This window comes from Streptomyces sp. NPDC056361 (genome assembly GCF_042262805.1).
Classification (GTDB): domain Bacteria; phylum Actinomycetota; class Actinomycetes; order Streptomycetales; family Streptomycetaceae; genus Streptomyces.
In genome coordinates this window covers 39,154-60,163 of the sequence record NZ_JBHJQI010000040.1, presented here as the reverse complement: position 1 = coordinate 60,163, position 21,010 = coordinate 39,154, and the positions used below count along the sequence as shown (strand labels likewise).

The window sequence follows — 21,010 nt, the reverse complement described above, 5'->3', positions numbered from 1 at the left end:
GGGGCGGCGCCAGACGACGCCGCCCCGGGCCCGCCGCCGCGCCGCACCCCACCCGAACACGCTGAAAGTTGTACGTATGGAGAGGCTGCACTACCTCCGCCGCGGAGCCGGCGCGCCCCTGCTGCTCGTCCAGGGCACCGCCGCGCACTCCCTGCACTGGGGCGGGCGACTGCTCTCGCTCCTCGCGGAGTCGTTCGACGTGGTGGCGTACGACCACCGCGGCACCGGCCGCTCGGCACCCGTCGACCGGCCCTTCGGGGTGACGGACCTCGCCGACGACGCGGCCGCCCTGCTCGACGAGCTCGGCTGGCCGCGCGCGTACGTCCTGGGGGTCTCGATGGGCGGCCTCGTCGCCCAGGAGCTGGCGCTGCGCCATCCGGACCGGATCGCCGCCCTGCTGCTCGGCTGCACCCACACCGGGGGCGCCGGCGCGCCGCCCGAGGTCCTGGACGTCCTCGCCGCGGCCGTCGTCCGCGGCGACCCGCTGGCGACGGTGCGCAACGTGTTCCACGTCGGCGTGAAGGACCCGGACGGGGTGCGGGCCGGCGCCTGGGACGAGTACCGCGAGGCCGTCCTGACCCTGCCGGTGCCGCCGCAGGTGACGGCCGGCCAGATCGCCGCGGTGGCCCGGCACGGCACGGCGGACCGGCTGCCCGGCATCGGCGTGCCGACCCACGTCGTCCACGGCGACGCCGACCGGCTCGTCCCGCCGGACGCGGGCGAGAGGATCGCCCAGGCGATCCCGGGCGCCCGGTTCACCCTGCTCCCGGCCGGTCACTTCTTCTGGCTGGAGCAGCCGGAGGCCACGGCCGCGTGGATCGCCGGGGCCTGTGTCCCGCGGAGCGGCGCGGACCCCTCATCGGCGGAGTCGTAGAAGGAGAGTGAGAGCGGACATGACGAACTTGGAGATCGAGCGGAAGTTCACGGTCGCCGACGACTGGCGCGTTCCGGCCGGTGCCCCGTCGGGCGACCTCCGGCAGGCGTACCTCAGTCCGCCGGGAGCCGGCAGCGAGATCCGGGTCAGGGCCAAGGGGACGACCCGGGTGATGACCGTGAAGGCCGCCGACGTGGGCGGGGACCCGCTGGTGCGCCGAGAGGTAGAGTTCCCGATCGCCGACGAGGTGTTCGAGCAGCTCTGGGCGCTGGCGGGGGAGGACCGGCTGAGCAAGCGCCGCTGGTCGGTCCCGATCGACGGCGCGACCGCCGTGGTCGACGTGTACGAAGGGGAGTTGGCGGGTCTGCGGGTCGTGGAGGTCGAGTTCGACAGCGTCGAGGCGGCCCGCGCGTTCCGGCCGCCGGAGTGGTTCGGCGAGGAACTGACCGGGGATCCGGCGTGGAGTAATCGCGAACTGGCCGCCCGCGCCTTTCCCGGTGGGCGAATGCCCCGCCCCTGACCCAAATGTGACGCATGGCCGTGCGGGCAACCCCTGATAGGTACCCGGCGTCCTCATGACCGTGCACTCCTTGCCTTCGATTATCACTCGCGCCCGGTGGTAATCGAAGGCATTGTGCTCGTTGGGGCCATTTGCGCAGGGGGCGAGGTGCTTGAGAGTTCACCAGTTCAGGCGGGGGCGTGCACAGAGTTCTGTGCGATCATGGTGGCCGCCAAGCGGCCGCTTACTTCCTGCAACCGAGCGATCAATGCAACTTTAGGGGAATTTTGCACTGCCATGGGATTTGCCACACTCGCGGACGCAATACTCGGACTTCCTGGCGCCCGCGTGACGCCATTTCATTTGCTTGAGGTGGCGCATGCCTACCGGTAATTCCGATCGACCGGACCAGCCACCGCTCCCGGAGGAGGAGTTCAGACGGCTGCTGTCCGCGTCGCGCACCTCGCTGAGCCGGATCGCCCGTGAGGCGGAGGAGGTCTCGGCCGCCATCGAGGCCGCCACGGCCGGGCTCGTACGGCTCCGGCCGGCGGAGCGGAGCGCGGTCGACGCGGAGCTGATCGTCGGGCAGGACCGGATCGCCGAACTGCTCGACCGGGTCCCGTCCCTGGCGCAGGAGGAGATCATCTCCATGCACCCGGGGATCGTGCTCCCGTCGACGGAGCTCGCCGACGGTATGCAGCGCAATCACAACCTGCCCGAGGGCGTCGCCATGCGCACCATCCACCTCACCCCGATGAGCCGCGTGCCGCGGGGTGCGATGCACCTCCAGTCGCTGGTCGACCACGGCGTCTCGGTGCGCCTCGCCAACGCGCTCCCGTTCCGGCTCATCATCGTCGACCGGTACTGGGCGATGGCGCCCGCCTCGGCCGCCGAGGGCGAGATGGCGCTGATGCTCTTCCGGGGCGGCAGCATCGTCCAGCTGCTGACCAAGGTCTTCGAACTCTGCTGGCTCATGGCGTCCCCACTGGCCGAAGCCACGGAGACCGTCGTCGACGAACCGACGCCCCAGCAGCGCATCATGCTCAGGGCCATGGTGTCGGGGATGAAGGACGAGGCCGTGGCGCGCGAACTCGGCGTGTCGATCCGCACCTACCGGCGGCTGCTCGCCGGCCTCATGGACCTCATGGGCGTCGAGTCCAGGTTCCAGGCCGGGGCCAAGGCGATGAGCATGGGCTGGCTCCAGTGATCCGCCGGCCCGCCGCCGACACGGGCCGGCTCAAGTGATCCGCCGGTCCGCCGCCGCCACGGGCCCGTCCCGGAGCGGTGGCGGACCGGTGCGGGGTCAGGCGTCGACCGGGGCCGCGATCTGGACGCGCTTCAGGTGCCGCGAAGCGTCCTCGAAGGCGTTCCGGGAGTGCAGCATCCGCCAGTTGTCCCAGACGATCAGGTCGCGCCGTTCGTAGGTGACCGCGATGTGGTTCTCGTCGTAGATCTCCTTGCCGCGCTCGCGGAGGCGCGCGGCGAGCTCGTCGCCCTCGGGCACGATCATGTTGTTGTACGAGAAGCGGAACACCCGGCCGCCGTTGCGGTTCTCCAGGACCGGGTGCGCGACCCGGACGTCCACGCCGCGCCGCGAGAGGCCCTCGGTCGACTTCCACTCGTACGTCGTGTCGAACAGGCGCTGCCGCTCGTCCTCGGTGAACTCGTCGAGGATCTGGTTCCCGTCGAGCATGGTGGTCTCGCCGCCCTCGCCGGACGCCGGCGTGACGCACCACAGGCCCAGGTAGCGCGGCGGGACGCCGCGGAACTCGTAGCCCTCGCTGTGCGGCAGCAGCGACTTGCGGTTCTGCGCGTGATAGGTGTCGTCCATGTCGGCTTCGGGCTTCAGATCGCCGACGACGGTCCCCGTGGGCGTCGGCTGGAAGTCGCCGAGCTCCTTCAGGAACGCGACGTGGTCGAAGGACTTCGGCACGTTGACCACGTGCACGTACCCGTTGTTACCAAGCAGCTGGTGGAATGCGTAGCGGAGGACGCCGTCGGACAGGAGATCCCCGTTGACGTCGGTGCAGGACAGGACGCTATCCGGCAACTTGCTCACGATTCTTGACTTTCCGTTCTCTTGATGGATCGGTCGGATTCGAGTGCGTTTGCCGGAAGGTGAGACCCGGAGCTGCTTCGGACGTCGCCCCACCGACGTGCGCGCGCTAACCCCAGATGAGGTCCTCGAGTATCAGAGCCCCGTCCGTCGCGGCGCTCGCCACGTGATGACGGTCGTTCTCGGCGGCCGGTGCGGCCTGGGCCACCACGAACAGCGCCAGAATCACGGTCGCCGCCAGGTTCGTGGCCACCAGGAAGGATCGCTTCCCGGCAAGCTGGTCGTGGGTGTTGCGGGTGTGTGAATTGCGTGCCATGTTTGTGCTTCCGCTTCTCATGTTCGGGAAACGGCAGCGCCTTTGGTGAAGCGCTGCGAATTACGTAGGTGCTCAAGATTCTTGTGGAGCACCCGAACAGGGGCAAGGCTTCGAGCCTGGCGCGGAGAGGCCGTGGCAGCAATGGGCCGAGGTCCCCCCGGCCCCGCTCCCGACGCGCTCAGCCCAGCGGCTCCGGCACCGGCAGCACGCCGTCGACACCGAGGCCCGCGGCCTCCGGCAGTTCCAGGACAGGACCGCGGTAGGCGACTCCGCCCCGGACGGGGGAGGCGCCCAGCCACAGCGGCGCGTCGAGGTCGACATGGGTCACCGCGGTGCGCGCGGCGACCACGCTCGCGGCGGCGGTGATGGAGATCTCCGTCTCCAGGGAGCAGCCGATCATGCAGGTCAGCCCGGCCGCCTCGGCGATCGAGACGATGCGCAGCACGCCCCGCACGCCACCGCTCTTCTGCACCTTGACGCTCAGGATGTCCGCCGCCTCCTGGCGCACGACCTCCAGGGCGTCCTGCGGGGTGAGCACGCTCTCGTCGGCCACCACGGGGGTGGCGACCCGCTCCCGCACGAAGCGCAGCCCGCGCAGGTCCCGCGCCGCGACCGGCTGCTCGATGAGCTCGATGTCCGCCCCGCGGTCCTCCAGGAGCTGCACCGCCCGCACGGACTCCTTGGCGTTCCAGCCCTGGTTGGCGTCGAGGCGGAGCCGGATGTCGGGGCCCACCGCCTGGCGCACCGCCTCCACCCGCTGGACGTCGTGCGCGATGGCGTGGCCGACCTTCAGCTTGAGCGCCGTGAAGCCGTCCTTGACCAGCTCGGTCGCCCGCAGCGCCATCTCGTCCGGGGTGCCGAGGCCCACCGTGATGCTGGTCTCCATGGTCCCCCGGGCGCCGCCGAGCGCGCGGTAGAGCGGGACCCCGAGGCCGCGGGCGAAGGCGTCGTGCAGGGCGATCTCGACGCCGGCCTTGGCGCCGCCGTTCCCGAGGATGCTCCGCTCGACGAGGTCGCAGGTCTCCTCCAGGTCCTCGGTGCGCCGGCCGACGACGGCCGCGCGCAGCGGCCCGTTCAGCGCGGCCACCACGCTTCCCGGGGTCTCACCGGTCACGGCCGGCATGGACACGGCCTCGCCCCACGCCGAACTGCCGTCCTCCAGGACCAGTTCGACCAGGGTGACGTGGGCCACGTCGACGGTTCCCCGGATGACCGAGGAGTACGGCATCCGGAGGGGGACCTGACGGTGGTGGACGACAAGGTCGGTGATGCGCATGAACTGCCTTTCCTGTTCTCGTTCAACGTGACGCGTCGGGGCGCGCGACCGGGCACGCGGTCGCACGGCCCCGCCGTCGGATGCGGGAACGCCCCGCCTACGCCGTCCCGGGGCGCGACCGCTCCACGGGGCGGGACAACTCGTGGTACCCGAACTCCTGACGGGCGGCGGCCAGCGACTGCCCGGCCAGCACCGCCGCCACGATCCGCTCCTCGCGGTCCCTGATGTCGGCCACCAGACGGGCCACCTCCGCGGCTCGGTCCCGGGGCACCACGACCACCCCGGACTCGTCGGCGCAGACGAGGTCGCCGGGAGCCACGCGGACGCCGCCCACCTCCACGACGCCGCCCACCTCCCGCAGGCGCACCCGGTTCTTCCCGGAGCGCATGAACACCCCGCGGGCCCACAGCGGATGGCCCACCTCGCGACTGCCGCCGACGTCCCGGCACACGCCGTCGATCACGGTGCCGGCCACCCCCCGGTGACGGGCGACCCGGCTGAGCACGTCGCCCCACACCGTGGCCTCCGTCCGGCCGGAGTTGGCCACGACGACGACGGCCCCGGCGGGCACGTCGTCGAGGAAGTCGCCGGCGGGCCCGGCCTCGCCCTCGCGCACCGGCTCGAACCGGACCGTGAAGGCGGGGCCGGCGACGAACCCCCGGCCGGAGAGGTGGCGCAGCCCCGGCACGCAGCCGTCGAGCCGCAGCATGTCCAGCGCGTCGCTGACCGCCGCCGTGTCGGCGGCCGACAGCTCCGCCGGTACCGTCGCCGACTCGTTCACGAGGTGCTCCCCGAGACGCGGACGGACAGTTTGCGCCCGCCCTGGAAGACGTTCACGCGGTCACCGGTCGAGGCCTTCGCCCCGAATCCGACGAACCGCCCGCCCCAGACGAACGAGTCGAGGCTCACGGCCATCGGCACCGTCCTGCCGTCCTCGCACAGCACCGGGCAGGTCAGAGGCGGCACGTACTCCTGCAGCAGGCGGCCCTGCGCGGCCCCGTCGGCGACGGCGTCGCCCCAGACGTCGCCGCGCGTCGCCCGGCCCACGAGGACCCCGTCGCCGCGGATGTCGTACGGCTCCTTGAGGACGAAGTCCGCGGCCCGGGCCCGGATCTCCGCCTCGGGCGGCAGGCCGGCGCCCCCGCGCAGGGCGCGCGACCAGGGGAGGACCTCCGCCACGAGCGCGCGCTCGGCCGCGTCGAAGCGGTCGGCGAACCGCGGGTCCTGCACCAGCGCGAGCGCCAGCTTGCTCTCCGCCACGTAGCGGGCGCCCATCGGGTTGAGGTGCAGGAACCCCTCGTGCGCGAGGGCCAGGCACCACCGGTCGACCAGGTCCGCGGAGTCCTCCACGAGCCCGCGCCACAGCACGGTGTTCACCTTGTTCCAGCACAGGTCGGCCGGCCGTCCGGCGAACCGCACGGCACCGTCGACGAGCTCGATCTCGCGCGGGTCCGCCAGGAACGCCGTGGCGCCCCGCGCGTTCAACTGCGCGACCAGTTCCACCGATTCGATGCCGGCTGCGTCCCGGGGCTGGAGCACCGCCACCCGGATGCCGGCGGAGGGCGCGCCGTGCCGTCCGGCCTCGGCCAGGAGGTGGGCGGCGAAGGCGCGGTCGTCCCGGAAGGCGAAGTCGCCGGGATCGCCGCCGTCGAGGCCCAGCTGCCGGTGGACGTCCGCCACGACGGCGTTGATCCGCGGGGTGAAGACGGCGCCCGCCGGCGCGTCCGCGTTGTTCTCCAGGAACCGCGGCCGGCCGGTCCGCGCGTCCACGTAGCCGTCGATCCGCGCGACGCCCACATGGTCACGGCCGGCGTCGCACGCGAGGATCAGCCGCTCCGCGGCGGGGGAGAGTCCGAAGAAGGCCCGCACCTCCGGGTCCGCGCGGTACAGCGCGAGCACCCGGTCGAGGAGCGCGACATAGGCCTCGACCCGGGACACGTGGTCCGCGACGCGCGACGCCTCGACGAACAGCGCGCTCGGCGAGAGGGGGAAGGGGCGGTTGCGCAGCGGCGGGCCGGCCTCGACGCGCTCGGAGGTCAGGCCCAGCGCCCGGTCGGGGTACCGCGCGAGCTCGGCGGTGGTCACCCCGGTCCTGATCCAGTCAATCAACGGGGCTCCACGACACGTCGGTGGCCGGGACCTCGCCCCGTACCTCGGCGAAGTACCGGTCCACGAGGCGGCCCGTGACCGGGGACGCCGGCCACGCCCGCACCTCGGCGGCGTCGATCGCCCGCACGGTCGCGAACTCCAGGCCCGTGCCGCACAGGAACACCTCGTCGGCGCCGCGCAGGCGGTCCGCGTCGATCGCCGCCGGCGCGGCCGGGATGCCGAGGGTCCGGCACGCGGCCAGCACCCAGGCGCGGGTGACGCCCGGCAGGACGCCGTCGCTGAGCGGCGGCGTGCCGAGCACGCCGTCGCGGACGGTGCACAGGGTCGCGGTCGGGGCCTCGGCGACATGGCCCTTGGGCGTCGTCAGCAGGCAGCCGTCGTATCCGGCGGCCTTCGCCTCCATCAGGGCGACGCGCGAACCGGCGTACTGGGAGATGCTCTTGGCGTGGGTGGGCAGGACGGCGGCGGACGGCCGCTGCCAGCCGCTCACGTGCAGCCGCATGCCCTCCGACCGGGCCAGCCAGCGCTTGCGGCCCATCGGGCGCACGGTGACGGTGAGCGCCGAGCGGACCGGGGCGTCGATCAGGCCGGGGCCGTCCGCGCTGACGCTGATCCGGCAGTAGGCGTCGTCCGTCAGGCCGTTGAGCTCGGTCAGCTCGTCGACGATCTCCGCGAGCCGGTCGACACCGGGGTCGGGCAGCCGCATCGCGTCCATCGACGACCGGAGGCGCTCCACGTGCTGCGCCAGCAGCCAGGGCCGCAGTCCGCCGTCGGTGCGCCGGTAGAGCCGTACGCCCTCGAAGACCGAGAGTCCGTAGCGCAGCGCCATGCTGTCGACCCGCAGGGCCGCCTGGTCGGCGGGGACCGTCCGGCCGGCGTGGAACACCGTGTCCGCGGGTCCGGCGCCGTTCCGGAGGTCAGGCGTTGTCGTCATCACTGCCCTGCTGGTACCTGAAGACCGGTTCCGACGGGTCGTAGCCCGCGGCGAGGATCATGTCGAAGTGCCGGTGGCGCAGTTCGAGGGCGCGGGCGAGCGCGCCGCGGGCCCCCTCCTGCAGCTCGGGCGTCGTGCAGTAGCGGCGCAGCAACTCCCGCGCCGCGTCGGCGTGTTCGTCCTCCAGCTCGCTCACCGCGTCGGCGTCGTGGTCGGCCGAGGCGTGGTGCACGAAGAACTCGAGCCCCGACGCGGGGAGCGCGTACACGTCCCGCATGACGGAGAGCATGCTGTTCCCGCCGTCGCTGACGATCGGGGGCTGGCCCTCCATCAGCAGCAGTACGGAGGCGACGCCGGCGGTGAAGTGGACGTCCGAGTTGCACACCGACACGTTGTGCTCGATCACGGCCCGCGTCTCGGGGCGCGGGTCCTCGGTCGACAGCGACTCCCGGGGCACGCCCACCGAGACGCCGAAGTCGGCGAACGTCTCCAGATGGCGCTTGCTGCCGCTGAGGGCGCCGGTCTCCTCCTCGTAGACGTTCTCCACGAGGAGCGAACGCAGGCGGTAGTCCTCGATGCGCGAGGCGATGCCCAGGATGTTGCGGGTCCACATGCTCTTGATGGGCCAGCGGTGGCGCACGAACTCGGCGAGCAGGCGCTCGGTGGCCTTGCCCGTCAGGATCGTCTGGTAGAGCGGGCTGGTCATCTTGCGGCGCTCGCGGATCATCCGGTCGAGGCCGTCGACGAAGTCGGTCACGTCACTTCCGTTCTTCGAGGGTCAGGGAGGGCGGGGTGTCCGTGTCCCCGGTGCGGTCAGGCCCCCGGTGGGGGGCCGCGTCGACGAACGCCAGGATGTGGTCGAGCGACCGCGAGAAGAGGTGCCCGGCCTGGTCGATGTCCAGGTCGAGCACGCCCGCGGCCCAGGCCGCCGACTCCTGCCGCCGCCTCGTCGCCGTCTCCTCCCGCAGCACCCGGGCCAGCGGGGCCAGCGGCCGGAGCGTGAAGTCGTCCCGGCCCCGGGACCGCAGATAGGCGAGCAGCAGCTCCAGGACGAGGTTGCCGCCGCCCTTGCCGATGCCGTCGAACGACGCGTCGACGTGGGAGGCCCCCGCACGGAGCGCGGCCAGGGTGTTGGCGAGGGCGAGCCGCAGGTTGTCGTGCCCGTGGAAGCCGATCGGCACGGGCACGGCGGCGCACAGGGCCCGGACGAGCTCGTCGGCCGCGTCGGGGGTCAGGCTGCCGTTCGAGTCGGCGACGTACAGGGTGCCGGCGCCGAGCTCGGCCGCCGCCGCGGCGGCCTCGACCACCGCGTCCAGGACCTCCGAACTGACCCGGGTCAGGTTGACCGCCGTCTCCAGGCCCGCCCGGCGCGCCCGGTCGAGCACCGGCCCGATCTCCCCGGCCCGCGCCACGGACACCGGAAAGCGCACCGCTCCGACGCCGTGACCGGCGAGCGCGGCCCAGTCGGGCTCGTCGCCGAACGGCTTCACCATCATGACGACGGTGGCCGGACCCGCCGCCGCGACGAGCTCGCCCAGCAGCTCCCGCGAGGGGAAACCGGCCCCGGCGTTGGCGTACCCGACCTCGATCCGCCGGACCCCGGCGGCCGCGACGGCGTCGACGACGGCGTGCGCCTGGTCCGACGTCCACGCGTGGTCGTTGAGGTAGCCGCCGTCCCGCAGCGTCACATCGGTCACCTGGACGTCGGCGACGCGTTCGGCCGTACCCGGCCGCGGCCGGGCGAGCGCGGACCGGGTCATCCGGAGATCACCTGCTCCAGTACGTCGTACGCCTCGGCGAGTTCGTCCAGGCCGACCCGCTCGCGCGGGCCGTGCGCCAGTTCCGGGTCCCCGGGGCCGAAGTTCGCGGCGGGAATGCCGAGTTGGGCGAGCCTTCCGACGTCCGTCCAGCCGAGCTTCGGCCGCACCCGATCCCCGACGAGACCGCTCAGCCGGGTCAGCACGGGGTGGTCGAGGGACGGCGGCGCGGCGGGCGAGTCCAGCGTGACCTCCAGGTCCCGCGCGTCCGGTCCGAGGAGCTCCCGGAGCTCGGCGAGCACCTCGTCCCCGGTGCGGTTCGGGGCGTACCGGGCGTTCAGGTGCACCACGCACCGGTCCGGCACCACGTTGCTGTCGCCGCCCGCGGCGACCCCCACCACCTGCAGCGCCTGCGGGTAGCGCAGGCCGTCCAGCGTCACCACCTCCGGCTTGTGGGAGGCGCAGCGCTCCACGGCGGGCAGCGCCACCTCGACGGCGTTGACGCCCTGCCACGGGCGGGCGGTGTGCGCGGCACGGCCGTGGAAAGCGGCGCCGACCCGCAGGCTGCCCTGGCAGCCCGGCTCCAGCCAGCCGCCGGTGGGTTCGAGCAGGATCGCCGCGTCGGCCCGCAGGAGTTCGGGGTGCAGACGGCTCAGGCGGTGCATGCCGCTGCGGTGGCTGCCGACCTCCTCCTGGTCGTAGAAGACCAGCGTGCAGTCGTGCTCCGCCCCGCGCACCGCGTGCTCGGCGAGCCGCAGCAGGACGGCGAGGCCGCCCTTCATGTCGACGGCACCGCGTCCGGTCACCGCGCCGTCCGCCAACTCCGCCGGCTGCGGCGGGACCGTGTCCGGCACCGTGTCCAGATGCCCCGCCAGCAGGACCCGCCGGTCGCGGCCGAAGTCGCTGCGCGCGACGACCGCGTCGCCGAGCCGCAGCACCTCGAAGAACCCGAGCCGGCGCAGCCGCTCCTCCACGAAGTCCGCGACGGCCGCCTCGGAACCGCTCACCGACGGCATGCGGATCAGGCGCAGCGCGAGCTCGCCCAGTTCCCCGCCCAGCCGCCCGGTCCGCTCCGCGGCGCCGGGGACGCCCGGAGCACCGTACGGCGTCACAGCGCCCCGCCCGTGTCGGGCCCGTGGAAGGTGCCGCCGACGCGTGCGCCGGCGCCCATGCTGACCACGCCCACGTCCGGGTCGGCCACACCGCGCACGATCGCCCCGGCGTAGTGGTCGCCCGCCATGAAGACACCCCAGTTCAGCACGGAGGGCCGGGTGGCGTCGCCGTCCGTGAAGGCCTCAGGGGCCGGTGCGACACGGCGCTGTACGACGAACGGGCTGAGGAGCGCGTCGTCGAGCGCCCGGCGCCATTCGGCCTCGCTCATCAGCCAGCCGGCCGCGAAGCCCATGCCGCCGTGCAGCAGGCTGGGCTTGAGCACCAGGTCGGCGCGGTTCTCCACGCAGTACGCCTCCAGATCGACGTACGCGCCGCCCACCTCGACCTCGCCGCGGTGCACCCGCCGGGTCCAGGGGACGAAACGGTCGACCAGGGCGAGGTCCTCGGCGGACAGGGACTGCCGCACCCGCTCGTCGCCGAGCAGCGCCAGCGCCCGCTTGTTCCCGTACATCTCGGTGTCGAGGGGCGCGAAGACCGTGACGCCGCCGCTCTCGTGACAGCGCAGGACGGGCTCGATCAGTTCGAGTTCGCCCTGCTCCTCCAGCAGGTCCTCGATGATGAAGAACCGGTAGACGATGTCCACGGGCCGGTCCCCGACGTACAGCCGCCCGTCCCGGGCGTCGATCTGCCCGGTGTGGCAGGCCACCGCGTCGATGCCGTACGCGCCCAGCAGCTCCGCCATGAAGCCGAGCCTGCGCTCCAGGCCCGTGAAGCTGCTCGGGGTGTCGACGATCGCGACGAACGGGCGGTCGCCCCAGTACGGCGCCGTGTGGGTGTCCAGCATGACGCGGACGATCTCGCCGAGGGTGTCGACGTGCCGCAGCCGCTCCCGCTCGGCGAAGTCGGCGATCGCCGGCACGTTCCGCAGCGCGCGGTTGATCTCGGCGTTCTCGAAGCCGCCGAGGGCGCTGCTGATGTTGAACTCCAGCAGCCGGAAGCCCTCGCCGTCGTGGTACAGATCCGCACGGCCCAGCGGCACCGGCGGACGGTCCGCCGTCCGGCGGACCGCGTCGGCCTGCGAGGGCGTCATGCCGACGAGCTCGCAGTAGCGGGCCAGGTCGCCGTCGGCCACCAGATCCGGCAGCGCGGTCAGCAACCGGAAGACCCCGGCCAGGTCGCTGCCCAGACCCTCCTGCTGCGCGTGGTCGAGGAAGACGGGACGGTTCAGGAACGCCCCGCCGTAGGCGACGCGCAGGAGCTCGGCGTCCATGGTCTTCTGCACGGCGTCGCGGACCGCCCGGTCGTCGACGGACGCGACGTACCGCTGGGTGAGGTGGTTGGTCACGACTCTTCCTTCGTGGTGCGGCTCTCGGGAGTGGGCGCGGCGGTGGCGGTGGCGTGCGCGGGCGCGTGCGCGTCGCCCGGTCCGGACGTGTCGCCCGGCCCGGACGCTTCGCCCGGCCCGGACGTGTCACCCGCTCCGGACGTGTCACCCGGTCGGGACGTGACGTGCCGCAGGCCGAGGAACCAGGCGGCGGCCGTCGTCAGCACGCTGAGGACACCCGCGCCCAGGAACACCGGCGCCGGATCCCCGTGGTTCATCGTCGTCAGCGCGCCGCCGACGAGCGCCCCGACCGGGCTGGCGACCAGGGCGGTCACCCGGGCCGTGGCGGTGACCCGGCCGAGCAGGTGACGGGGCACGACGCTCTGGCGGACGGTGCGGATGATGACGACCGCGAGCACCGCGGAGGCGCTCATCGTGAGGTTCAGGAGCAGCAGCGGGACCAGCGACGTCGCCACACCGAGACCGGTCAGCGCGGTGCCCAGGCAGGCCGCGCCCAGGGTGATCAGGACCTCGTGGCGCACCTTGCCGCCCAGCCGGAAGGCGGCGGCCGCGCCCAGCACCCCGCCCACCCCGCCGGCGGTGACGACGACGCTCACCGCGGAGTCCCCGAGCTGCAGGGTGTTGCGGACGTAGAACACCAGGAGCGTCGCCACGGCCAGGAACAGGTTCGCGCTCGCCTGCAGACAGGTGATGACGAGGACGACCCGCAGCGAACGCAGGCACCGCATCCCCTCCGCCAGGTCCTTGCCGATCCCGCGCAGGGCCACCGGCAGCGGCACGGACGGCGCCGCGCCGGACTGTTCGCCCTTCAGCACGGTGAAGACCGTGGCGAACGACACCACGAACGTGCTCGCGGTCACGACGAGCGCCGCCTGCAGACCCACCACGGCCGTCAGGACGCCCACCAGACCGGGGCCGACGATCTGAGCGCTCTGATTGGCCGCTTCCAGGAGGGAGTTGGCCCGGTGCAGCCGGTCCTCCTCCACGTTGTCGCGCACGGCCACGGCCAGCGCCGTCTCGAAGAACACGCCGGCCGCCGCGGCCACGAAGGCCAGCCCGAGGATCACCGGGACCCGGAGCAGGGACAGCGCGCCCAGCGTGGCGAGCGTCGCGAAGACCGCGAACCGCACCGCGTCCATCACCAGCATCACGGTGCGCGGGTTCATCCGGTCCACCAGCGCACCCGCCGGCAGACCCACCGCCAGATAGCCGACGGTGCGGGGGATGGCCGCGAGGACCGCGGCCGACGGACTGCCGCTGATCTGCAGGACGAGCAGCGGGATCGCGAGGATCGCGAGCCCGTCGCCGATCAGCGACACGGTCTGGCCGCCGAGGAAGATCTTGAAGGCCAGTGCGGAGGGCCGGGCGGGCGCCACCGGGGGAGGGGCGAGCGCCATTCAGGCCACCGCCTCGACCAGGGCGCCGACCACCTGGCACGCCTGGCTCATGGTCAGGGTCGCGAACCCCGCCGGCTCGACCGGCTCCCCGGCCGGCAGCGGACGGCCGTCCGGCGACAGCCGGTCGCCCCACCTGATCTGCCGGCGGAACGCCGCCGAAAGCTCCGAACCCCCGGCCGCCAGCCATTCGGCCACGACCCGCTGGATCTCGGGGGCCGTCCGGTCCACCCGCTCGGGCCAGGCCGAGATCGCCGTACGGACCCGGGTGAGCAGGTCCTCGACCAGCTCCACGTCGCGCGGCTCGCGCGAGGACGGCCACAGCAGGAACGGCGCGGTGGGCGCGATGACGAACAGCAGGGGAGCGGCCCAGGGCAGGTCGCGCACCACGGCCTCGTACATCCACTTGGTCTTCTTCGCGCCGCTGAAGAAGTACCCGCGGCGCTGCGGCGGATAGCCGCCCATCGCCAGGGCGCCCCACTGCACGTGCACGTCGAAGTCCCCGCAGACCGGGGGCTGTCCGGGCTCGCGGTGGGTGCCGAGGACCGCGTACAGCAGGGTGACCGCGTCCACGGACAGCAGCGGCGCGTGCAGCGGCGGCGCGGCGTCCGCGACCGTGAACCGCTCGGCGGTGACCGCCGCCCGCGCGGGCAGCAGGCTCGCCGCGACCAGCGCCTCGGCCGTCGGGTAGGTGACGGGACCCAGCCGGTAGCCCGACTCGTCCAGGGCCGGCTTGAAGCGCTCCACCGTTCCGTCGCGGTGGACGATCCGGTCGAACACGAAGGCCAGCGCCCGGGAGTCCGGGCCCGCGGCGCGGAGCAGCGTGAGCAGCACCTCCGTGACCCGGTCCTCCTCGCGGGTCAGCAGGTCGGAGTGGAACGAGGCGTCGGGGAAGTGCGCGCGCATCCGGCGCCGGTGCAGCTCGGTCAGCGGCAGCCGCTCACCGTCCCACTCGGTCTCCGCGTACGGGACGAACAGCGAGCCCTCGCCGTCGTGCCGCACCATGCCCTCCGGCGACCAGCGCCGGAGCGGCAGCCTGCCGCGCACACCGGCGTCGATCACGGAGCCGGGCAGGAAGAGGGTGTCACCGCCCGCGAGGGCGGTGTCCTCGGTCTGGTTGAAGTCGTAGAGGAGGGGGCGGGCTAGCCCCGGTACACGGCAGACCACCCGGTTGTAGTCCAGGACGGTGCTGCGCCCGGAGGCGATGTCGCCCCAGTCGGCCAGGTGCCCCGTGCGGATCGGGGTCAGCGGCAACGCGGCGACAGCCGCGGTCAGTTCGGCCATCGGGAGCTGTACGCGTCCCAGGTGGCGGGCGACGAATGCCGAGCTCCCCGACCGGAGTTCGCCCCAGGCCTCCTCGTCCAGGCCGATCTCCAGCAGGCCCTGCGGGTCCAGCCCGAGCGCCGTGGTCATCGGGCGGACGCCAGGTCCAGGACGGCCCGGCCGAGGATGCGCGTCACGTCGTGCACGCGCGGCGGCAGTTCGGGCAGCAGCGGCGACAGGTCCGTGCAGCCGACGACGACGCCGTCCCCGGGTTTCGTCCACGGCCCTTCGATGGCCTTGCGCAGCTGGGCCGAAGCCTCCTGGACGCGACCGGACTTGACCATCTCGACGCATTCCTGGATGTCGCGCTGCGTCGCGGGGTCCGGGTAGACGGGCGTGAGGCCCGCGTCCACCAGTGCCCGGTGCAGCAGGCCCAGCTTCAGGGCGCCGTCCGTGGCGGCGAGGGCGGGGCGCAGGACGCCGGCCTCCCGGAGGCCGGCGGCGACGACCTGGAGCATGTCGACCACGGGAACGTCCACCGCGGCCGAGACCTCGGCGTAGTACGCCTGGGTGGTGACGGAGGGCATCGCGATCAACTGGGCCCCGGCGTCCTGGAGTCGTCGCGCCACCGACTGGAGCTGCGCCACCGGCGAAGGCCCGTCGGACAGGAGGTGGTCGAGCCTGCTGGGGATGGCGGGGCTGGAGAGGAGGAGGACCTCCGGGTGCTCCTGGTCGCTGCCGGCCGTCGTCAGCTCGACGAGACGCATGTAGAAATTAGCGCAGGCAAGCGGCCCAAGCCCGCCGATAATGCCTATCTTCTGCCAGTGGTCTATCGCGGCGTTACTCACGTAGTTCAGCCTGCTTCGGGCAGCGGCCGGAAAACAACCCCAAACCGATGGCATATGACGGTCATGGCGCATAAGTGTCAACGGGCAAGCGGTGCAAACCGGGCATCCCGCAAGGTGTTGCGTAAGAATGTTGACGACTTTCAGACCTGAGTATTACGTTGATCGCCACTTCACGCTCGACGCCGGGGGAACGGCGTAATGGGGCGCACCGAACTCTTGTCCTTGATGGTGCAGCGGCTACTGGTTGGGCACGTCCGAACGCTCGGACGGCGGCGTTTTCACCGGCATCGGAGAGTGGTATCTCCATGCGTTCATCCGGGTCCCTTTCACGAGAAACGCGGCGGTTTTGAGCACTAAACAGAATCTCATGACGATCGGTTCTCTGGGCTCCACCGAGTTTGCCCTGCACGGGAAGCCGGCCATCAGATGGGGCGATCTGCCCCAGCGTGTCGGAAAGCCGGAATCGCGGCGCTACCAGAAGGTGCTGCTGCTGAATCCCTCGGCCACGCTCTTCCGCCACGACCTTCCACGATGTACGTACCCCCTCGGTCTGGGGTACATCGCTGCCGTCCTCGAGAAGTACGGCTACGAGGTCAAGATCCTCGACGTCTTCGCGGAGGGCTACTACAACGCCCAGCCCGTCGACGGCGACGAGCAGTTCCTCCGCTACGGCCTCTCGGACGACGACATCGTCAAGGTCATGAAGGAGTTCGGTCCCGACGTCGTCGGCATCTCGAGCATCTTCAGCAACCAGGCCGACAACGTGCACCACCTGCTGAAGCTGGCGGATCTCGTCACGCCCGAGGCCGTCACCGCGATCGGCGGCGCGCATGCGCGCTACTTCCCGAAGGCCTGCCTGGACGACCCGAACCTCGACGCGGTGTTCCTCGGCGAAGGCGAGATGACCTTCCTGCTGTGGATGGAACACCTCAACGGAAACGTGCACGAGGACGAGGTCCACGGCATCGCGTGGCGTGACGCCAACGGCAAGATCCAGATCAAGCCCGAGCTGCCGCTGATCAGCTCGATGCGGCCCGAAGGCCCCGAGACGGGCAAGTCCTCTCCCATGCTGAGCATGGCCGGCGAACTGGACCACATCCCGTTCCCCGCCTGGCACCACTACAACATGGAGAAGTACTTCGAGATCAAGGCCTACCAGTCGCCCTACACGGTCGGCTCCCGGGTGGGCCAGCTCTACACCAGCCGCGGCTGCACGGCCCACTGCACCTTCTGCACGACCACCCACTTCTGGGGCCAGAAGCTCCGCCGTCGAAGCGTCCAGGACGTGGTCGACGAGGTCCTGAGGCTGCGCGACGAATACGGAATCGACGAATTCCATATTCAGGACGACAACATCACGAACGACATGGACCACGCCCGCGAGCTGTTCCGCGCGTTCAAGGAAGTCGGCCTCCCCTGGGCGACCCCGCAGGGCACCGCCCTGTGGCGCATGGACGAAGAGCTGCTCGACCTCATGGCGGAGTCGGGCGCCTATCAGGTGACGTTCGCCATCGAGAGCGGCGTGCAGCGCGTCCTCAAGGAACTCATCAAGAAGCCGCTCAATCTCGAACGGACCTCGCACCTCATCAAGTACGCGCGAAGCCTGGGAATGCACGTCCACGGCTTCTTCATCATCGGCATGCCGCCGATGTTCGGAAACGCCGGCGAAAGCATCGAGGAGATGCAGGCGTCCTACGACTATGCCGAGGAAGCCGGATTCAGCAGTGCTTCGTTCTTCGCGGCGTCGCCGATCGTCGGTTCCGAGCTCCTGCGCGAGTGCATTCGCCAGGGGTTCGTGGACCCGGAAGAGTCTCTTTACCGCATGACCTACAAGCAGGGGATCATCAACGTCCCCGGCCTGTGGGACGGCGAAGAGATCGCGGAGCTCGCCGCGAAATTCAACCGGGACTTCAATGCGCGGCGTGACCGGGACTACACGCCGCAGAAGCAGTGGAACGCAAACCAGTACTGAAATCTGGGAGGGCGAAATGAGCAACACCAAGACGGCGAGCACGGGCTTCGCGGAGCTCCTCAAGGACCGGCGCGAGCAGGTCAAGATGGACCACGCCGCCCTGGCCTCGCTCCTCGGGGAGACCCCCGAGACGGTGGCGGCCTGGGAGAACGGCGAGGGCGGCGAGCTGACGCTCACGCAGCTGGGCAAGATCGCCGACGTGCTCGGCACGTCGATCGGCGCCCTCACCCCGGCGGCGGGCAACGACCTCGACGGCGGCGTCATCATCCAGATGCCGGACGAGCGCCCGATCCTCAAGGGCGTGCGGGACAACGTCGACTACTACGTCTACAACTGTCTCGTCCGCACCAAGCGTGCGCCGTCGCTCGTCCCCCTCGTGGTGGACGTGCTGACGGACGACCCGGACGACGCGAAGTTCAACTCGGGCCACGCCGGCAACGAGTTCCTCTTCGTGCTCGAGGGCGAGATCCACATGAAGTGGGGCGACAAGGAGAACCCGAAGGAGGCCCTCCTCCCGACCGGCGCGAGCATGTTCGTGGAGGAGCACGTGCCGCACGCCTTCACGGCGGCCAAGGGCACGGGTTCCGCGAAGCTGATCGCCGTCAACTTCTGATCCGGTGAGGTACGGGTGGACTCCTCCACCCGTACCTCGCGGTCCCCTGAGGCAGCTCGGTCTGCCGAGTCGCCGAACGGACAGGACAGGACAGGGCAGGACGATGGCAGAAGCCGAGCACGAGGACACCGCGCCGCGCACGCCCGCCGACGTGGACACCGTGTCGCGTACGCACCCTGACGTGGCCACCGCGTCGCGCACGCGCCCCGACGTGGACACCGCGTCGCGCACGTTCTCCTACGGGGACGTCGTCGAGCGCCGTGACGAACTCGAAGGGCGGCCGTGGATCTCGTATCCCGTCCGCGTGGTGGCCGACACCCCCGACCTCGTCGCCGTCTACCTGTCGCACGGCACCCTCCTCACCTTCGGCGCCGGCCCGTTCGGCTGGGGCCCCCACCCCTGGGGGCAGTTCGGCGACCGGTGGCAGAGCGCCGGGATCCTGCAGCTGCACCGGCCCGGCCGGGGGCACTCCGTCTGGGTGCTCAGGGACGCCGGGACCGGCGCGTTCCGGGAGTGGTACGTGAACGTGGAAGCGCCGTGGCGGAGGACCCCCACCGGCTTCAGCACGCTGGACCACGAGATCGACCTCGTCGTTCCGGCGGAGTCGCGGACCTTCCGGTGGAAGGACCTGGAGAAGTTCGAGGAGCGGGCCGCGCTCGGGCACTTCTCGCCCGAGGAGGCGACCGCGATCCGGGCGGAGGCGGCGGACGTCGCGGGAGAGATCGCCGCGGGCGCCCCGTGGTGGGACGCGAGCTGGTCGCGGTGGGAGCCGCCGGCCGACTGGAACGCCCTCTTGCAGACTTTCGAGACCGAAGGACCCTAGGGAATGACGCCCGATTTCTTGGCCATCAAGGTTGGCGGCAGCCTGTTCTCCCGCAAGGACGAACCGGGCAGCATGGACGACGCGGCGGTGACGCGCTTCGCCCGGACCTTCGCACGGCTCGGCGAGGCGTACCGGGGCCGGATGGTGCTCATCAGCGGCGGCGGCGCCTTCGGCCACGGAGCCATCCGCGACCACGACACCAGCAACGCGTTCTCCCTCGCCGGCCTCACCGAGGCCACGTTCGAGGTGAAGAAGCGGTGGGCGCAGAAGCTCCGCGAGGCCGGGGCGGACGCCTTCCCGCTGCAGCTGGCCGCCCTGTGCACGCTCCGCGACGGCGCACCGGAGCTCCGCTCCGACGTCCTGCGCTCCGTCCTCGACCAGGGAGTCCTGCCGGTCCTGGCGGGCGACGCCCTGTTCGACGAGCACGGAAAGCTCTGGGCGTTCTCCAGCGACCGCGTCCCCGAGGTCCTCCTGCCCATGGTCGAGGGACGCCTCCGGGTCGTCACCCTCACCGACGTCGACGGCATCGTGACCGACGGCGCCGGCGGCGACACGATCCTGCCCGAGGTCGACGCCCGGTCGCCCGAGGAGGCGTACGCCGCGCTGTGGGGCAGCAGCGAATGGGACGCCACCGGCGCCATGCACACCAAGCTCGACGCCCTGGTCGCCTGCGCCCGCGCCGGCGCGGAGTGCTTCGTCATGCGGGGCCACCCCGACACGGACCTGGACTTCCTGACCACTCCGTTCTCTTCCTGGCCGGCGCACGTGCGGTCCACCAGGATCACCGCGACTGCTTCTGTGTAAGGGGAACGGTCAATGTTGGAACACCTCACGATCCGCAGCAGCCGCGTGGTCGACCTCAACCTGGTCAAGGTCAGGCTCTCCACCAACCTGGAGGAGTTCGCGGCGTACTCCTACTTCTCGGCCTTCGCCGAGGACGCGGACGCGACCGCCGACTACGAGGTCGTCTGCGTCGACCTGGACCGGGACGCCGTCCCGGCCGAGCTGTACGCCGACCGGACCGACCGGACCTTCCGCGGCAAGCGGTTCAAGGGCGGCTACTACCTCGTCCACTACTTCGGCGAACCCGCCCACCTCGTCACGGTGGGCCGCACGTTCTACGTGTTCGGCCGGAACCTCGAGAAGACCGTCTGGCCCTACTTCGTCAAGCACATCCTGACCGTCTTCTCCGCGGACCAGGGCTACCTGCACCTCAAGGCGGCCGGCTTCGAGCTGCCCGGTGCCGGAGCCACCCTGCTGGTCGGGCGCAACGGCGCCGGAAAGACGGTCTTCCTCGCCCAGGCGTGCCTCAACGGCGCCCGGTTCCTCAGCAACACCCACACGCTGGTCCGGGACGGGATCGCGCACGGCGTCCCCTCCTCGATCCGGGTGCGCCGCGACCAGTGCTTCGGTGACCTCATCGACAAGCACGACCTGACGGCGCACATGGAGTCGGGCGACTACGTCACGGACTCCTCGACTCTCTTCGAGAGTCCGCAGATCAGCACGGCACCCGTGCGGAACGTCGTCATCGTCGACTACGACCCCGCGCGCCCCCAGGGCCTCATGCCGATCTCGCCGGCCGCCGCCGGAACCTTCATGGAGCAGTTCTCCTTCGCGGTCACCACCTACGGCCTCAAGGACGATCTGCTCGCCCATCACGGGGACTTCGACACCTACGTCGACTCCCTGGCCCGGATGCGGGCGCAGCTCACCGAACTGGTCGAGGGCGCACGCTGCTTCCGGGCGAACGCAGACATGCTGGCCAAGGAAGTCCGGGATTCGACGCTCAAGCAGCTTGCCGAATGATGCGGCGCC

The 21,010-nt window shown here is 71.5% G+C and carries 21 protein-coding genes; 8 read left to right on the top strand and 13 right to left on the bottom strand.

Going from position 1 to position 21,010, the window contains the following annotated elements; all coding sequences use genetic code 11:
• Window positions 1-76 precede the first annotated feature (76 nt).
• The 3 genes from ACFCY7_RS15775 to ACFCY7_RS15765 all read left to right on the top strand — a co-directional run bounded on the left by ACFCY7_RS15775 (window position 77) and on the right by ACFCY7_RS15765 (window position 2,580).
• Complete coding sequence (locus tag ACFCY7_RS15775) at window positions 77-874, top strand: alpha/beta fold hydrolase (RefSeq protein ID WP_376485150.1); 798 nt, start codon at window positions 77-79, stop codon at window positions 872-874.
• Between the two features lie 19 nt (window positions 875-893).
• Window positions 894-1,394: a CYTH domain-containing protein gene (locus ACFCY7_RS15770; RefSeq protein ID WP_376485147.1), complete on the top strand. Its 501-nt coding sequence runs from the start codon at window positions 894-896 to the stop codon at window positions 1,392-1,394.
• A gap of 358 nt (window positions 1,395-1,752) precedes the next feature.
• A complete protein-coding gene (locus tag ACFCY7_RS15765; RefSeq protein ID WP_376485145.1) occupies window positions 1,753-2,580 on the top strand; it encodes a hypothetical protein in 828 nt (275 codons plus the stop codon).
• A 96-nt stretch (window positions 2,581-2,676) separates the two neighbouring features.
• On the opposite strand, the gene ACFCY7_RS15760 is transcribed toward ACFCY7_RS15765, so the two are convergent.
• From ACFCY7_RS15760 to ACFCY7_RS15700, 13 genes are all read right to left on the bottom strand, one after another.
• A complete protein-coding gene (locus ACFCY7_RS15760; protein ID WP_376485142.1) occupies window positions 2,677-3,432 on the bottom strand; it encodes a TauD/TfdA family dioxygenase in 756 nt (251 codons plus the stop codon).
• A 106-nt stretch (window positions 3,433-3,538) separates the two neighbouring features.
• Window positions 3,539-3,745: a hypothetical protein gene (locus tag ACFCY7_RS15755; protein ID WP_376485139.1), complete on the bottom strand. Its 207-nt coding sequence runs from the start codon at window positions 3,743-3,745 to the stop codon at window positions 3,539-3,541.
• 178 nt (window positions 3,746-3,923) lie between these two features.
• The gene (locus ACFCY7_RS15750; protein ID WP_376485137.1) at window positions 3,924-5,021 is read right to left on the bottom strand and encodes a dipeptide epimerase; all 1,098 of its coding nucleotides are present in this window, start codon (window positions 5,019-5,021) and stop codon (window positions 3,924-3,926) included.
• Window positions 5,022-5,118: 97 nt separating this feature from the next.
• Window positions 5,119-5,802 (bottom strand): RraA family protein, encoded by a 684-nt coding sequence (locus ACFCY7_RS15745; protein ID WP_376485134.1) that lies wholly within the window; start codon window positions 5,800-5,802, stop codon window positions 5,119-5,121.
• On the bottom strand, window positions 5,799-7,130 hold the full coding sequence (locus tag ACFCY7_RS15740) for a hypothetical protein (protein ID WP_376485132.1): 1,332 nt from the start codon (window positions 7,128-7,130) through the stop codon (window positions 5,799-5,801). Before ACFCY7_RS15740 ends, ACFCY7_RS15745 begins: the two co-directional genes overlap by 4 nt.
• Complete coding sequence (locus tag ACFCY7_RS15735; RefSeq protein WP_376485130.1) at window positions 7,123-8,064, bottom strand: aminotransferase class IV; 942 nt, start codon at window positions 8,062-8,064, stop codon at window positions 7,123-7,125. Before ACFCY7_RS15735 ends, ACFCY7_RS15740 begins: the two co-directional genes overlap by 8 nt.
• The gene (locus ACFCY7_RS15730; protein ID WP_376485128.1) at window positions 8,048-8,821 is read right to left on the bottom strand and encodes a TenA family transcriptional regulator; all 774 of its coding nucleotides are present in this window, start codon (window positions 8,819-8,821) and stop codon (window positions 8,048-8,050) included. Before ACFCY7_RS15730 ends, ACFCY7_RS15735 begins: the two co-directional genes overlap by 17 nt.
• Window position 8,822: 1 nt before the next feature.
• Window positions 8,823-9,824 carry a hypothetical protein gene (locus tag ACFCY7_RS15725; RefSeq protein ID WP_376485126.1) on the bottom strand — a complete coding sequence of 334 codons (1,002 nt, stop codon included), beginning with the start codon at window positions 9,822-9,824 and terminating at the stop codon, window positions 8,823-8,825.
• The gene (gene dapE, locus ACFCY7_RS15720; RefSeq protein ID WP_376485124.1) at window positions 9,821-10,933 is read right to left on the bottom strand and encodes a succinyl-diaminopimelate desuccinylase; all 1,113 of its coding nucleotides are present in this window, start codon (window positions 10,931-10,933) and stop codon (window positions 9,821-9,823) included. The genes ACFCY7_RS15725 and dapE overlap by 4 nt, the downstream gene beginning before the upstream one ends.
• The gene (locus tag ACFCY7_RS15715; RefSeq protein WP_376485122.1) at window positions 10,930-12,279 is read right to left on the bottom strand and encodes a hypothetical protein; all 1,350 of its coding nucleotides are present in this window, start codon (window positions 12,277-12,279) and stop codon (window positions 10,930-10,932) included. Before ACFCY7_RS15715 ends, dapE begins: the two co-directional genes overlap by 4 nt.
• A complete protein-coding gene (locus ACFCY7_RS15710) occupies window positions 12,276-13,676 on the bottom strand; it encodes an MFS transporter (RefSeq protein WP_376485121.1) in 1,401 nt (466 codons plus the stop codon). Before ACFCY7_RS15710 ends, ACFCY7_RS15715 begins: the two co-directional genes overlap by 4 nt.
• Complete coding sequence (locus ACFCY7_RS15705) at window positions 13,677-15,086, bottom strand: DUF6025 family protein (protein WP_376485119.1); 1,410 nt, start codon at window positions 15,084-15,086, stop codon at window positions 13,677-13,679.
• Window positions 15,083-15,838, bottom strand: a complete 756-nt coding sequence (locus ACFCY7_RS15700; protein WP_376485153.1) for an aspartate/glutamate racemase family protein — start codon at window positions 15,836-15,838, stop codon at window positions 15,083-15,085. Before ACFCY7_RS15700 ends, ACFCY7_RS15705 begins: the two co-directional genes overlap by 4 nt.
• Before the next feature lie 190 nt (window positions 15,839-16,028).
• On the opposite strand from ACFCY7_RS15700, the gene ACFCY7_RS15695 reads away from it, so the two are divergent.
• From ACFCY7_RS15695 to ACFCY7_RS15675, 5 genes are all read left to right on the top strand, one after another.
• Window positions 16,029-17,756: a B12-binding domain-containing radical SAM protein gene (locus ACFCY7_RS15695; RefSeq protein WP_376485116.1), complete on the top strand. Its 1,728-nt coding sequence runs from the start codon at window positions 16,029-16,031 to the stop codon at window positions 17,754-17,756.
• A gap of 16 nt (window positions 17,757-17,772) precedes the next feature.
• A complete protein-coding gene (gene hppE / locus ACFCY7_RS15690; RefSeq protein WP_376485113.1) occupies window positions 17,773-18,369 on the top strand; it encodes a (S)-2-hydroxypropylphosphonic acid epoxidase in 597 nt (198 codons plus the stop codon).
• Window positions 18,370-18,472: 103 nt separating this feature from the next.
• Window positions 18,473-19,192 carry a DUF402 domain-containing protein gene (locus tag ACFCY7_RS15685; protein WP_376485112.1) on the top strand — a complete coding sequence of 240 codons (720 nt, stop codon included), beginning with the start codon at window positions 18,473-18,475 and terminating at the stop codon, window positions 19,190-19,192.
• Between the two features lie 3 nt (window positions 19,193-19,195).
• Window positions 19,196-19,996 (top strand): isopentenyl phosphate kinase family protein, encoded by an 801-nt coding sequence (locus ACFCY7_RS15680; protein WP_376485110.1) that lies wholly within the window; start codon window positions 19,196-19,198, stop codon window positions 19,994-19,996.
• Between the two features lie 12 nt (window positions 19,997-20,008).
• The gene (locus ACFCY7_RS15675) at window positions 20,009-21,001 is read left to right on the top strand and encodes a FomB family phosphonate monophosphate kinase (protein WP_376485108.1); all 993 of its coding nucleotides are present in this window, start codon (window positions 20,009-20,011) and stop codon (window positions 20,999-21,001) included.
• The last annotated feature ends 9 nt before the right edge of the window (window positions 21,002-21,010 follow it).